The sequence below is a fragment of the Marinobacter sp. L-80 genome (assembly GCF_056859395.1).
In genome coordinates, this window is sequence record NZ_JBSXOI010000051.1 from 53,372 (window position 1) to 66,238 (window position 12,867).

General features: G+C 54.5%; 11 protein-coding genes. 7 read left to right on the forward strand and 4 right to left on the reverse strand.

Going from position 1 to position 12,867, the window contains the following annotated elements; all coding sequences use genetic code 11:
- Positions 1-28: 28 nt before the first annotated feature.
- A complete protein-coding gene (glgP, locus tag AC13E3_RS06080) occupies positions 29-2,563 on the forward strand; it encodes an alpha-glucan family phosphorylase (protein ID WP_482901823.1) in 2,535 nt (844 codons plus the stop codon).
- Positions 2,564-2,566: 3 nt separating this feature from the next.
- Here the strand turns inward: glgP and AC13E3_RS06085 are convergent, their stop codons facing one another.
- Positions 2,567-3,979 carry a TrkH family potassium uptake protein gene (locus tag AC13E3_RS06085; RefSeq protein WP_482901829.1) on the reverse strand — a complete coding sequence of 471 codons (1,413 nt, stop codon included), beginning with the start codon at positions 3,977-3,979 and terminating at the stop codon, positions 2,567-2,569.
- Between the two features lie 250 nt (positions 3,980-4,229).
- Between AC13E3_RS06085 and AC13E3_RS06090 the strand changes: the two genes are divergently transcribed.
- Genes AC13E3_RS06090 through AC13E3_RS06100 form a run of 3 tightly spaced genes read left to right on the forward strand, consistent with a single transcriptional unit; the run spans position 4,230 to position 5,997 of the window.
- The gene (locus AC13E3_RS06090; RefSeq protein WP_008169714.1) at positions 4,230-4,772 is read left to right on the forward strand and encodes a porin family protein; all 543 of its coding nucleotides are present in this window, start codon (positions 4,230-4,232) and stop codon (positions 4,770-4,772) included.
- Between the two features lie 23 nt (positions 4,773-4,795).
- Positions 4,796-5,371 carry an acyl carrier protein phosphodiesterase gene (locus AC13E3_RS06095; RefSeq protein ID WP_482901824.1) on the forward strand — a complete coding sequence of 192 codons (576 nt, stop codon included), beginning with the start codon at positions 4,796-4,798 and terminating at the stop codon, positions 5,369-5,371.
- Positions 5,368-5,997: an ATP-dependent zinc protease family protein gene (locus AC13E3_RS06100; RefSeq protein ID WP_482901825.1), complete on the forward strand. Its 630-nt coding sequence runs from the start codon at positions 5,368-5,370 to the stop codon at positions 5,995-5,997. Before AC13E3_RS06095 ends, AC13E3_RS06100 begins: the two co-directional genes overlap by 4 nt.
- Here AC13E3_RS06100 and AC13E3_RS06105 read toward each other — a convergent pair.
- A complete protein-coding gene (locus AC13E3_RS06105) occupies positions 5,994-6,830 on the reverse strand; it encodes a substrate-binding periplasmic protein (RefSeq protein WP_474546373.1) in 837 nt (278 codons plus the stop codon). The two genes, AC13E3_RS06100 and AC13E3_RS06105, sit on opposite strands and share 4 nt — an antisense overlap.
- A gap of 218 nt (positions 6,831-7,048) precedes the next feature.
- Between AC13E3_RS06105 and AC13E3_RS06110 the strand changes: the two genes are divergently transcribed.
- Positions 7,049-7,873 (forward strand): MipA/OmpV family protein, encoded by an 825-nt coding sequence (locus AC13E3_RS06110; protein WP_482901826.1) that lies wholly within the window; start codon positions 7,049-7,051, stop codon positions 7,871-7,873.
- Between the two features lie 503 nt (positions 7,874-8,376).
- Positions 8,377-8,700 carry a flavodoxin domain-containing protein gene (locus AC13E3_RS06115; protein ID WP_288944283.1) on the forward strand — a complete coding sequence of 108 codons (324 nt, stop codon included), beginning with the start codon at positions 8,377-8,379 and terminating at the stop codon, positions 8,698-8,700.
- 10 nt (positions 8,701-8,710) lie between these two features.
- On the opposite strand, the gene AC13E3_RS06120 is transcribed toward AC13E3_RS06115, so the two are convergent.
- Both AC13E3_RS06120 and merR read right to left on the reverse strand, forming a co-directional pair.
- A complete protein-coding gene (locus AC13E3_RS06120) occupies positions 8,711-11,683 on the reverse strand; it encodes a Tn3 family transposase (RefSeq protein WP_202348813.1) in 2,973 nt (990 codons plus the stop codon).
- Between the two features lie 266 nt (positions 11,684-11,949).
- Positions 11,950-12,414, reverse strand: a complete 465-nt coding sequence (merR, locus tag AC13E3_RS06125; protein WP_194855907.1) for an Hg(II)-responsive transcriptional regulator — start codon at positions 12,412-12,414, stop codon at positions 11,950-11,952.
- A gap of 73 nt (positions 12,415-12,487) precedes the next feature.
- Between merR and merT the strand changes: the two genes are divergently transcribed.
- A complete protein-coding gene (gene merT / locus AC13E3_RS06130) occupies positions 12,488-12,850 on the forward strand; it encodes a mercuric ion transporter MerT (RefSeq protein ID WP_194855908.1) in 363 nt (120 codons plus the stop codon).
- Positions 12,851-12,867 lie beyond the last annotated feature (17 nt).

A 12,867-nucleotide genomic window follows, 5' to 3' on the forward strand; every position in this document is an offset into this window, starting at 1 on the left:
TCCCGACCAACCTGAGCGGAGTTCAAATTTGACCCTGGCAGCCTATACCCCGCGGTCCTTGCCGGAATCCCTGAGCGGATTGTTCCAGTTGGCGCTGGACCTTCGGTGGACCTGGCATCACGGTACCGATGAGCTCTGGCGCGCTCTTGATTCGGACATCTGGGACACCACCCGGAACGCGTGGCTGGTTTTGAACAGCGTGTCCGGGGAGCGGCTGGAAGAACTGGCCGCAGACCCCGACTTTCAGCAGCGCTACCGTGAGCAGATTCATGCTCACCAGGCTTTTACAGAGGCTGACACCTGGTATTCGACCGATTGTCCGGGCGATCTGGGCGAGGGCGTTGCCTATTTCTGCATGGAATATGGTCTGAGCGAATCGCTGCCGCTATACAGCGGTGGTCTGGGCGTCCTGGCCGGCGATTTTCTGAAGGCGTCCAGCGATCTGGGTGCACCAGTCATGGCGGTGGGTCTGCTGTACCAGCAGGGCTACTTTCGCCAGGCCATCAGCACCGATGGCGAACAGCTGGAGTTCTATCCTTACAACGACCCCACCATGCTGCCCGTCTCGCCCCTGCGGGACGCTGACGACCAGTGGGTGAGGGTGATTGTGCCTTTCCCGGGAAGACACGTGCGCCTTCGGGCCTGGAAGGCCCAGGTTGGCCGCTGCGAGCTGTTGCTGCTCGATAGCAACGACCCCCGAAACGAACCGGGCGACCGGGGTATCACCAGCGAACTCTATACCGGTGACCCGGAAAAGCGCCTGCAACAGGAAATGGTATTGGGCATCGGTGGCTGGCGTCTGCTGGAACAACTGGGGAAATCGCCGTCACTCTGCCATCTGAATGAGGGCCACTGTGCCCTGGCGCTCATAGAGAGGGCCTTCAGCTGGCAGGACAACCATGAAAGTGATTTCCAGACAGCTCGAACCGCAACCAGGGCGACCAATCTGTTTACCACGCACACCTCGGTGGCGTCGGGCTTTGATCATTTCTCCCGATCGCTATTGCGACTGTATCTGACACCCTGGCTCGAAGGCCGCGACCTGAATGTCGATCAATTGCTGGCATTGGGAAGCCAGCCCTGCAGCCCAGACAATCAGTCGACTGACCTTAAACTCAATATGGCCTTGCTGGCCCTCAATATGAGTGGTCGGTTCAACGGTGTCAGCCGCATCCACCAGAAGGTCACCCAGACCATTTTCCAGCCTTTCTTCCCGCGCTGGCCGGGCGAAGACATTCCGGCGGATTATGTGACCAATGGCATCCACACGCCGAGCTGGGATTCTCCGGAATCCGACGCCATCTGGACCCGGGCCTGTGGCAAGGATCGCTGGCGCAGGCCTCTCCAGAGCACCTGCCCGATGACAAACATCGCCGACGAAGAATTATGGGAAATGAGGCGCCTGGAGCGCGCAAGGCTGATTACCTACCTCCGGCGAAGGCTTGCAAGCCAGCATTGCGAACAGAACCCCGGAAACAACCATGAAGCTGCGTGTGGCCTTTTGTTGGACCATGAAACCCTCACGTTGGGCTTTGCCCGCCGGTTTACGGAATACAAGCGACCAGATCTCCTGCTCAAGGATCAGGAGCGCCTGCTCAAACTGCTTGCCAGCCGCGATCGCCCGATTCAGATTGTGCTTGCAGGCAAGGCCCACCCCTACGATCTCCCGGGGAAAGACATCATCCGGCGATGGAAAGCCTTCTCCCGGCGACCGGATGTCGAGGGCAAGGTGGTGTTTATTGAAGACTACGATCTGGGCGTGGCCAACCAGCTTATCCAGGGCGTGGATGTGTGGCTCAACTGTCCGAGACACCCTTGGGAAGCCTGCGGCACCAGTGGCATGAAGGTACTCGTGAACGGGGGACTGAACCTGTCCCAGTACGATGGCTGGTGGGCGGAGGCCTGGAACCCGGATGTGGGCTGGGCTATTCGACCTGGCGCTACCTTTGACGAGCTAAGCGGGTCAAACAATCACGACCACGATCTCTCAGACATGGAACAGCTCTTTGATCTGCTCGAGAACGAGGTGATTCCCGGGTTCTATGACGTCGACAGCGAGGGTATTCCCCGGAACTGGGTCGGGCGCATGCGTGCGAGCATGGATCAACTGACGGCGGCCTATTCTGCCAACCGGATGGTGCGGGAATACGTCGAGCAGTTCTATCTCCCCATGGCAGAAATGGGAAACCGGCGCAGCCCCGAGACTGCAAGGGAGCTAATTGGTGAATACGGAGAAATCTCCAGGCACTGGTCCCGGTTGCGTTTCAACAGCTTCAATACAAGCGAAGATTCGGGTCGCCAGACTTTCACCGTGGAAGTCTATCTGGATGGAATTGACGAGCAGCGGATTGCAGTAGAGCTTGTTGCAGAGGATTCCGAGCATGGCCCAAGAACCATTTCGGCCATGCAGATGAAGCATCCGCTGGGTGGTTCCCCTCATACCTATCTTTATGAATGCACGGTGCCTTCACGCCCCGAAGGACACTACACGCCGCGCCTGCGAGTGCGGGATGAACGCCTGAACCTTCCCCTGGAAAACCCCGCCATACTCTGGCTAAGGTAGGCCTCAGCTGCGCCAGAACGCCGGCGATAGAACGATCACCACGCTAAGTATCTCCAGACGCCCCATCAGCATACCCACAGACAGTACCCATTTTGCGGCATCGGGAAGCGGCCCAAAGTTACCCGCAGGGCCGATTATGTCCCCAAGGCCGGGGCCGACATTGGTCAGCGAGGTGAGGGCGCCAGACAGTGCCGTCACAAAGTCCAACTGCATGGCAGCCAGGGCAATCGTAATCAGCAAAAGACAGAGCAGGAAAATAAACGTGTAGGCGATCATCGACGAGATAATCTCATCGCTCACGGCTCGTCCGTTGTAGTTACGGGTAAGAACCGCACGAGGGTGCAGCAGGCGCATCAACTGCTCACGCAGGATGATCAGGGAAAGCTGGAACCGGAAGATTTTCATGCCGCCGGCCGTGGACCCAGAGCAGCCGCCCACGAACATCAGGAAAAAGAACAGCACGAACGCCAGAGGGCCCCAGGCCGAATAATCTTCGGAAGCATAGCCCGTGGTGGTTACCACAGAAGTGACGTTAAACAGGGTAGAGGCGTAGTTATGGATGGGATCGAAGGGGACTGGTGACACCATCCAGCGGTAGAGAGTCAGAAGTAGCGGTACAAAAAACAGGATCGCGAGAAACAATCGCACCTGCTGATCCCGGAACAGAACGCCGTGTTGGCCATGCATTTCACGCACGAAAAGGAAGAAGGGCAAACTGCCGATAATCATGAAAAGTGTGGCTTCCATGAGGATCAGATCATTGAACTTGCCCATGGACAGATCCGAGGTGGAAAAGCCACCGGTGGCGATGCTGGTAAGACCATGGTTGAAGGCATCGAAGAGCGTCATGCCAGAAAACCAGTAGGTAACCACCGCAATGATCGAAAACGCCAGATAAACCACCAGCAGGCCACGGCTGAGTGTTTTCATCCTTGGCAGAGCCTTGTCGGTCCATTCCGAAGACTCGGTGGCGAACAGCCGCATGCCGCCGACCCGCAGAAAAGGGAGTACCGCAACGAACATACCGATAATCCCGATACCACCAATCCATTGCAGGATGGACCGCCAGATCAAGAGATCCCTGTCCATATCATCGAGGCCGCTGAGCACCGTTGCCCCGGTGGTGGTAATCCCCGAAGTGCCCTCGAAAAAGGCGTCTGCGGCAGAAATGCCAAGGTCACTCAGATAAAAAGGAAGAGATGAAAACAGGGCAATAATGAACCAAGAAGATACCGTGAGTACGAACATGTACCGGGGCTTCAGATCTCTCGGTTTGCGGTAGGTGGCGGCCATTCCCAGTATACCGAGGCCCCAGACAATGGCCGCCGATTCTGCAAACGCCATGGCGTTCGGCGCTTCAGAGCCCGCAAGCAGGATGACAGGCAATGTCATGAAAATGCTCAAAAGCACGAACATGACGCTGACAATGAAAATGACGGGGTAGAGATTTCTCAATGGATGCTCGAGCCAGCTGATACCGGGAGACGGCGTCAGAATACCTGTGGGGTCGGCCTTCCGCAAGGTAACACCGCGCGGATGCTGAAATTACCGGCGAATTAAATCGGTGTAAATAACGCGTAAATGCGGATCTTTCTGATGGCAAAACGCGTCAGTCTGGTGCAAGTTCAGCGATGTACACCGAACAATTCGGTTAAGGAGATAAAAAATGAAACACGTACGTTCAATTGCCGTTATCTTTGCCACCGGTATGGCTGCCGCAGGAGCCGCATCCGCCCAGGATATGTACAAGTCTGGCGTTGGCGGGCTCTACACAGGCCTGAACTACACTTTCATGAACCTTGAGAGCGGTAACGCGGATGCCGACGTAGGCACGCTGTCTGCCAAAGTTGGCGTGATGGCGACGCCGTATCTGGGCATCGAAGCGCGGGGCGGTTTTGGCGTGGATGACGACCGCATCGGCGGAGTCGATTATTCACTGGATAACTTCTTCGGCGGCTACGCCACGTTCAATCTGGCCAACGAATCACCCATTACGCCGTACGCTATCCTCGGTTTCACCCGGGTCGAAATCGAAGCTTCTTCGTTTCTGGGCACTGCCACCGAGGATGAAACGGACGTTTCCTACGGCATCGGCATGAATATGGAATTTGCGCCGAACCTGTCCGGCAACCTTGAATACATGCGTTATTATGAAGACAGTAATGCCGAAGTCGATGGTCTGGGCGTCGGTATTCAATTCAACTTCTGAAACCAGGCCACCGGGGAGACTGTTTGAACCATCTGGCTCATGTATTTCTCGCGCCGGACTCACCTGAAGCTCGGGTGGGGAGCATCCTCGGTGACTTTACCCGGGGCGTCGATCTCTCGACGCTGCCGGACCCGGTGAAGCAGGGCGTCCGCCACCATCGGGCGGTCGACAGCTTCACCGACCAGCACCCCGACGTACTTGCCAGCAAACAGGTCTTCTCCCGTCAACGTCGTCGATTTGCCGGCGTTGCGCTCGATATTCTCTATGACCATTTTCTTCTCAAACACTGGGACCGGTTCAGTGAAATTGAGCAAGAGGCGTTTATTCGCCGTATATACAACGAGTTGCAGCAGAAAGAACATCTAATGCCGGACAAAATGGCCAGAGTTACCCGAATGATGGTGTGGAACGACTGGTTCGGAGCCTATCAGGATCTTGAAAACATCGGGAAGGCACTGGACCGCGTTGCAGGGCGCATACGGTTCAGAAATGATTTCGCCGGCATGATCACCGAAATCCGCGCAAACCAGGAAGAACTGGAGCAAACGTTTTTATCATTTTTCCCGGATTTACAGGTATTTGCAGGAGGTATTGAATGAGGTTTGTTATTAGGGCGTTGTTGGCTGTGACATTGGTTTTTCCATCAGCGATGGCGGTTTCTGCGGAGGCCGATGCCAACAATAGCCAGCAGCGACCGCCGGAAACCCTTGGCTATGTTGAATGGGTAGTCATGAAAGATACCAACCTGAGGCTGAAGGCGCGACTCGATACAGGCGCCAAAACGTCGTCTCTGCACGCGGTAAACATCGAGGGCTTTGAGCGCGACGGCGAGGAGTGGGTCAGTTTCCAGATTCCACTGGGTGACCACGAGGACCAGCCAACCGAGGGCGAACTGGACCATGACGACGTCATTCTGGAGTTCGAACGGCCGGTTGAGCGAACTGTCCTGATCAAACGAAAAGGCGCGCCATCCCAGAAGCGCTATGTTGTCATGATGGACTTCTGCATTGCCGGAACCACACATACCACGCAGTTTTCACTCACAGACCGCGGCAAGTTTTCCTATCCGGCTCTGCTGGGTCGCCGATTCATGCGCGATGACAATATTCTCATCGACTCCTCAGATGGTTTTATGGCCGAAAAAGAGTGTGAATACATGACGTTGGAGGAGCTGGCAAAAAGACATGCCGAGAACGTAGTCGAGGAAACCGAAACGGATTCCTAAACACAGGGACTGGGATCCTCATCCCAGTTCACCAGCTTGTCTTCCAGTATCGCGGCCGCTGCCGGTGAACTGTGAGCTTTCAGGGCGTTTTCAATAATCTCCTGGTAGCGGCCGCTTTCCCGCAGTTTTGCCAACCCCCGATCAAACGCCCGTCTCAGACGACCGGCTTCCGGATCGTCCCGTGAGAAGGGAAGATGATAAAGGGCGCTTCTCAGTGCCTTGGGATGAAACTCCAGACGGGCTCGTGCCTCAGGGCCGAGCTGTTCGCCAATCATGGCTTCACCAACCACCGGATCCATCGGAAACAGATCAATTCTGCCAAGCAGCAGTTTTCGGAAGTTGGCCAGGTCAGATGTGGTGACGTCGGCATTGACCAGACCGCTATTCATAGCAGCGCTGAGAGTCTGGCCATAGCTGTAATCCTGCGTCAGGCCAACGGCCATGCCTTCGAGATCCGATAACGAATCCCAATCAAACGCCATTTTCTGCCGATGATAAAAGACATACTGGTAGGGCAAAATTGGCGCGGAATAGAGAAAATCGCGCCGCCTTTCTTTTGTGCATGACCAGACGGCCGACGCCTGGTAGTTACGGGTCTTTACCAACGCCAGGGCGCGGGACCAGGGAAAGAACGTAAACTCGGCCTTGATATCTTCAGTGGCGAACGCCTCCCGGATAATCCGGGCAAGAAAACCACCATCCGGGCGATCCTCATCCAGATAGGGGGGCCAGTGGCCAGTCGTTATCCGGATGGTTTCTTCGCCATCGGCACTATGGCTCAAGGGCGAAAGACAGAACAGAAGGCTAAATAGAAACAGCCAGTACCACTTCATTATAGGAAACCTGGAAGCCGGGGAGATGAGTTGTGGGTCTGGAGTATAACGACTTTATGGGTTTGGACTTTAGCGTGTCTACACCGGATTTAACTTGTGCGCACTGTTCACGCTCATGGAGCAGGGTAGAGGCAAGTTCTTCGGGTCTCTAGCGAGTAAAAATCATCTATAGTGATGAGTGAGTCGTGTTGCCACCTATTCCTTGGTTGGGGAAAACCATGAACAAAATCGCCCTTCAAGTCGCCACTTTTTTAGGCGCTCTTTCCTGTTTTGGATCGGTAAACGCGACGGAGCCCAGAACCCCTCTCGTTCCGCTTCCTTCCATCGACGATTTCACAGATGGCGACGGTTGGGGTGTTGGGCTTGGGCTGGGCGTTGAATATGAGACTGCTTATGAGGGCTCGGACGAATTTGAGCTTGAGATCGATCCGGCCGGAGGTGTTCAGTGGCGAACTGGTGACCACATTTTTTTCTGGGCGGGTGAAGCAATTGGATGGCGAGCATTGGCCAGGGATGCCTGGTTGTTTCAAGCCTCGGTAGGCTACGAAGAAGGCCGTGAAGAGGGTGATTCAGACGATGGGAGACTGGATGGGTTAGGCGAATCGAATTCCGGGGTGACAGTGCTGTTGGAAGTGCGTCATGCGCTTGCAGAAGATTGGCGTTACTTTTTAGATGGCCGTGTACTAACAGGAGAAATCGGTACGCTAGGGATTTTCGGCGCAGGAACGTGTTTGGGTTGCCAACCTAACGGCACTGGCTGGGAAATTGGCGCTGCTGTCACTTTCCACGATGGTAAGTTAGCCAACCGGGACTTTGGTGTGAACGCACAGCAAGCCTTAGATTCCGGTCTTCCAGAAACCGATGTTGATAGCGGGTATAGATCAACTGGAGTCAACGTTAACTATCGCAATTACTTGAACGAAAGCTGGCAGATCTTCGGTGAAGCTCTTTACGAAATTTACGGGAGTGACGTTTCAGATAGCCCAATATCTCGGAATGATTATGAAGCGGAGATCGGTGTTGGCTTCATTTATATTTTTTGATGTTCTTTAGTAGAAAACCAGAAATCAGAAGGGCGAGTTTCGATGGATTTTGCAGGAAAGCTCATAGCTACTGGGTTAGAGCGGTATTCGCCAAAAACTGGTGAGGGTTTCTCTATGCCGTATCGTATTTAACATAATATACATTATACGCACTTTGATGCTGGGGATTGAATACTGTTTTGTGCGTTTGGTGGACGACCACAGTAAGTACTAAAACTTTTAACAGTAAGTGCTAAATTTCCACGGTGAGTACTACTAAGTCTAACTTTCTGATTTGCAGCGTTTTTGTCCATGCTGGCTCTGACCTCGTCAGCGCTGGAGGCGCCAAGCGCGAATCCCCAAAAACACATGAAACTGTAGTCGCCAAAACCAAGACGCTGTTTTTGAGAATACGCATGCTCAACCCCCTGTTGATCGCCAGTGTTCTGTTAAGAACGGTGCCCCGGTCTAAAAGGTTCAAATGGATATGGCTAAGCGCGAGATTCCACCCTATATTTGTAGCAATGACAGACCCATCCGACAGAGAAAAACGCTGTTTCCACAACGGTGAGCGCATTCTTCTGGCCTTTGCCAGCCAGACTGACACCGCAAAAGGCCTTGCAACACGGATCTATGAACACAACTCATCCATGTGCGATATGGTAAATCTGGCGGAGATTGAACCCGAGACGCTGGAGCAATACGGGCGCCACATTTTTATTGTCTCGACATTTGGTGAGGGAGAGGCGCCGACCGAGGCGCGTCCCTTTGCCCAGGCGCTCGACCAGTCGAGCATCAATCTGAGGGTCGGCAACGATTCTGACGAAATCCTCCAGAAAGTGCACTAACCTATTGGATTTAAATTATTTTTGTATTGTAGCTCATGGGTGAAACCTGCCGATCAAAATCAAGCGTATAATCGCCGAATCGATTGATATGGTCCGTGCGGTATGGGGCCAACCCTTTGAGAATATCGTGATCTATATGATGACCTTGATCCTTGAGAGCTTTAAGAGTCAACGTCATCGACTCCACATTGTGAAGAATGACCAGGTTGGCCACCAAATGGTTATATTTGATCACCTTCCGTTGCTCGTGGCGGATATTCTCGGCGATCACCCCCTCGCCGCCGAAGAATAGCCATTTCACGAACTGGTTGAATTCTTCCGTTTTGTTCGTTTCCGCATGAATGGTTCGCCGCAACTCCACGTTGCCAATGTAATCCAAAAGAAAGGTCGTCCGAACAACCCTCCCCAGTTCCCGGAAAGCAAAGTAGAGTTTGTTCTTGAGGCTTGCGGTACCCAAGCGCCGCAGTATCGTGGAGGGTGCGATCTTGCCAGCCTTGATCGATAGCGCCACCCGGAGCATGTCGGGTACATGTGTTTCAATCAGTTTCCAGTTGACGGTTTCGCTGAATAAGGCATTGATGTGCTCATACCGCTGGCGTTTATCGGGCTTGTAGAACACCAGTTGCTTCAGATTCCGGATTCGGGGCATGAGGTTGATACCCAGCAGATAAGCCAACCCGAAGACGGGCGCACTTTGCGCCTGGGTATCGCCATGCAGGGTGTCAGGCTGGATATTGGAGTCGTTTTTGATCAGCCCATCAAGGATATAAATGGCCTCATAAACGCCGCAAGGAATGAAGTGGCTGAACAGCGCGATGTATTTGTCCGAGACGTGGTAGTAGCCCACCCCGCCATAGCCACCGTACCGTATGTGGTATTCCGATAGCAGGTTCTGTTCGTACAGGTTCCATTTTGTGCCATCGGCGGCGGCCCGCTGGCCGGTTCCCCAGTGTCGCGGCAGCCGGTAGCGGTTGTAGGCATTGATAACCTGTACAATCGCCTGCTCCAGGCGCTCTTCGGTAACGTGCCGCAGGTTGAGCCAGGACACCTGCCGGCGATTAAGCGTCGTGATGGATCGCGCGGTCTGAGTTGGCCCGAGATTGCAGCCATAGCAAAATAAGGTCGAAACAAAGCGGGTACGGGGGTCGTCCAGCTTGCCCTCAAATCCGGAAAGTGGCCCAAAGCGTTTGTGGAGGCCCAGCCAGTTTTCGGCTTCCACCAGGATGTCGAGAATATTCTTTTCGGGCAAATTCTGGGATAACTGTTTATCAATCTCAGCTAACCCATCCGGAGGCGCTGGGCGACGGTGCTTCCGGATCACCAGCTCTTCACCATGGAAGACGGCGTATTCATTCTCCGGGAAGCCACGGTCAATGCGGTCGGCCGTTTCGCTCAACCGGGAGTGGGCTTGTGCCACAAAAGCGGCGGGGTCGGATTCGATATCAATCATCGCGCTGTAGTCCGCTATCTGGGCATCATAGACACTCCAATCCACCAGCTGATCGCGGTAGTCACTGTATTGGTCGCTGTTCGCGACCGCGAGATCGCCGGAAATCAGTTCACGCTTCACCTGTGTCAGTACGCCCAGCTCGAAATACTTCCGGTAGACCATGCCGGGCGGTAGCTGGCTTGGCCCCGCCCCCAATACCAAACGGCGCCAACGCTCCGGTAGCCAGGACACGTCGACGGGTTGAGTGCTGAGCACAAGGCATTCCTTACGGCTGTGCCGGTGCTTTTTCAGAGTCGCAATCGCCTCAATCAAGGATTGATCGTGGCTGGTTGCCGCCAGATCCAGTAGTTCAAGGCAATTGAATAACAGGGGGCGTAACGGGCGGTAGGGTTGCAGCATGAACGGGATGAAGTTATTGCCAGCATAGGCCATGTGTTCCTCACACTCGGCCAGTAATTCATCAGGATCACTCTGGATGGCAGCCGCCACTCGGGCACCTCGCTCAGAATCCGTTGGCGCTTCCTGGACGGCGGTCAGTACGTCACGCAGTTGAGCCACCAGCTTGTCCATGCGCTTCATATGATCCAGGTGATATTGGTTCAGGTTGGCTTCTGCCTTGGTCTTGATGTTGCGCATCTTGCGGACAAAGATGTCGACCGCATCGTCCATCGCGCGACGCAATTGGGCATGGACCAGCAGAACCATCAAGGCATAGCGTTTGGTGCTTTGCATGGCCTTGATGTTGGCCGCGCCCAGCGCTCGTGCTTCCAGTATGAAGTGGTGATACTTGCCGGCAGGAATGTGATCAACAGCGGGCAATCGTTGACACCAGCCCTGAAGCCATTCCAGATGCTGAAGATACTTCTTCACTTCTGTATTGGTCGGTTTTTTGGGTTCTTGTTTCAACATATGCCAACTGGTGTGAGGGGAATCGTCCGGCACGTGCAGCAACTGGTCAAATTCGTTTTTTTGATGCGCTGTCAAACCCGCATTGAGCGTCCGGAAGTAACTGGTATTAACAGTGCTGCGAGCCTGACGCGCGGACCTTTGCAGCGTTGAAAAACCCGGTAGCTCAAAACGTTGGCGCACCAGCTCTTCGATCACCACATTGATGATGTCCGCCAGGTCCTGCTTGGTGGTGGCCGCTTCACGCGCCAGTTCCCGTACAATTGCCTTGCCTTCAACGGTGAACGCCTTGATGTTCACCTGTTGACGAACCGTGTCCAACATCCGCTGACGGGCGCCGCCATTGCGGTCGTAGACCCTGAGCTGGCTCGCTGCGAGATGTGAAAGGTCGTCGCACGCCAGAATGTGCGTTGTAATGGATTGGGGAACGGCTATGAGGTGGACAAAGTAGCCCAGGCGCTGCACTGTTTTCAGGAGAATGAGCAGGGCGCCACGAGCAGCCGGAGTTCGACCGTGCTTTCGGGCAAAGGATCGTTCCTGGGCAGAGGGTGTATAAATTTCTGCCAGTTCTTGATCCGAGACCTCCGCCTTCAATCGCGGATAGGCGGTTTCATGGAGACTACTCATACGCAGTCCTTTGCTATGGGGTTCCAGTGAGAGGCGTTAACTCACAGTACGTTCGCTCTTGAAGGAGGCATTGCTTATAGTAGGCAGCAATTCGTCAAGACCAAAGGAACCGCCCCTTATTTCGTGAACGCCACGGTCCCGATCGTCGCTCGCTACGTGCTAATAGCGCCTCTGTTTGGGGCTGTTACCCAAAAACTTCCCCGCCGTACTCTGCTGGTCACACTGGACATTCTGAGGGCCTGCGTGGTTGCTATTCCGCCCTTTTGTCACTGAGGTTTGGCAGGGGTCCCACTCTGGCTAGGGTAGGTACTGACTTTTCGCCCAACTCCTTCATGTAATGACGCAATTAAGGGGCACGAGATATTGCCCTCGTAGGCGCAGCACCGATCAACCATGTCGCTCAGCAAAGCCTCAATTTGCTGTAGCTTTTCGAGCTTCCCACGTACGTCGTGCAACTTACGCTCCGCGAGAGTGCTGGCTTCCAGGCAGTGAGTACCATCATCCAATTGAAGCAAGTCGTGTATCTCATCGAGACTAAAGCCTAACTGCTGCGAGGTTTTCACAAAGCTCAACCTGCCAATATCGCTGGCACCGTAGCGCCGAATACCCCCGAGAGGACGCTGGGGCTCAGGTATTAACCCACGTCGCTGGTAGTAGCGGATGGTCTCAACTGAGACGTTCGTCGCCTTAGCCAACCCCCCGATGGTCAATGAGTTCATTTCATCCGACATTCACCTTGACTCCGTAGTTGACTACGGCTTTAAGCTTAACTTATCGAACAAGGCCATAAAAGGTGCAATCGCAATGTCAGAGTTGAATTCAGAGTCAAAATCCGGTCGCGGGTCGTTAATCGCAGGCGGGGTTGCAGCGCTGCTCGCGTCGGCCTGCTGTCTGGGTCCCCTGGTCCTGATCGCCCTAGGTGTTTCCGGTGCCTGGATCGGCAACCTGGCCGCCCTGGAGCCCTACCGTCCGTGGTTCATTGGTGCTGCGCTGGTGGCCATGGTGTTTGCCTGGCGCCGGATATACCGGCCCGCGCAGGACTGCGAACCGGGCGAAGTCTGCGCGGTACCGCAAGTGCGCACTGCTTATAAAGTCGTGTTCTGGATCGTTGCGCTGCTGATACTGACGGCGTTGGCGTTCCCTTTCGTCTTACCGCTGTTTTACTGAAACCTGATCCACCCTAT

Coding starts and splice junctions, on each gene's coding strand:
- AC13E3_RS06085 (WP_482901829.1), bottom strand. CDS start 3,979: ATGTTCGTGCTTTTGAGCATTTTCATGACATTGCCTGTCATCCTGCTT.
- AC13E3_RS06090 (WP_008169714.1), top strand. CDS start 4,230: ATGAAACACGTACGTTCAATTGCCGTTATCTTTGCCACCGGTATGGCT.
- AC13E3_RS06100 (WP_482901825.1), top strand. CDS start 5,368: ATGAGGTTTGTTATTAGGGCGTTGTTGGCTGTGACATTGGTTTTTCCA.
- AC13E3_RS06105 (WP_474546373.1), bottom strand. CDS start 6,830: ATGAAGTGGTACTGGCTGTTTCTATTTAGCCTTCTGTTCTGTCTTTCG.
- AC13E3_RS06110 (WP_482901826.1), top strand. CDS start 7,049: ATGAACAAAATCGCCCTTCAAGTCGCCACTTTTTTAGGCGCTCTTTCC.
- AC13E3_RS06115 (WP_288944283.1), top strand. CDS start 8,377: ATGACAGACCCATCCGACAGAGAAAAACGCTGTTTCCACAACGGTGAG.
- AC13E3_RS06120 (WP_202348813.1), bottom strand. CDS start 11,683: ATGAGTAGTCTCCATGAAACCGCCTATCCGCGATTGAAGGCGGAGGTC.
- merR (WP_194855907.1), bottom strand. CDS start 12,414: ATGTCGGATGAAATGAACTCATTGACCATCGGGGGGTTGGCTAAGGCG.
- merT (WP_194855908.1), top strand. CDS start 12,488: ATGTCAGAGTTGAATTCAGAGTCAAAATCCGGTCGCGGGTCGTTAATC.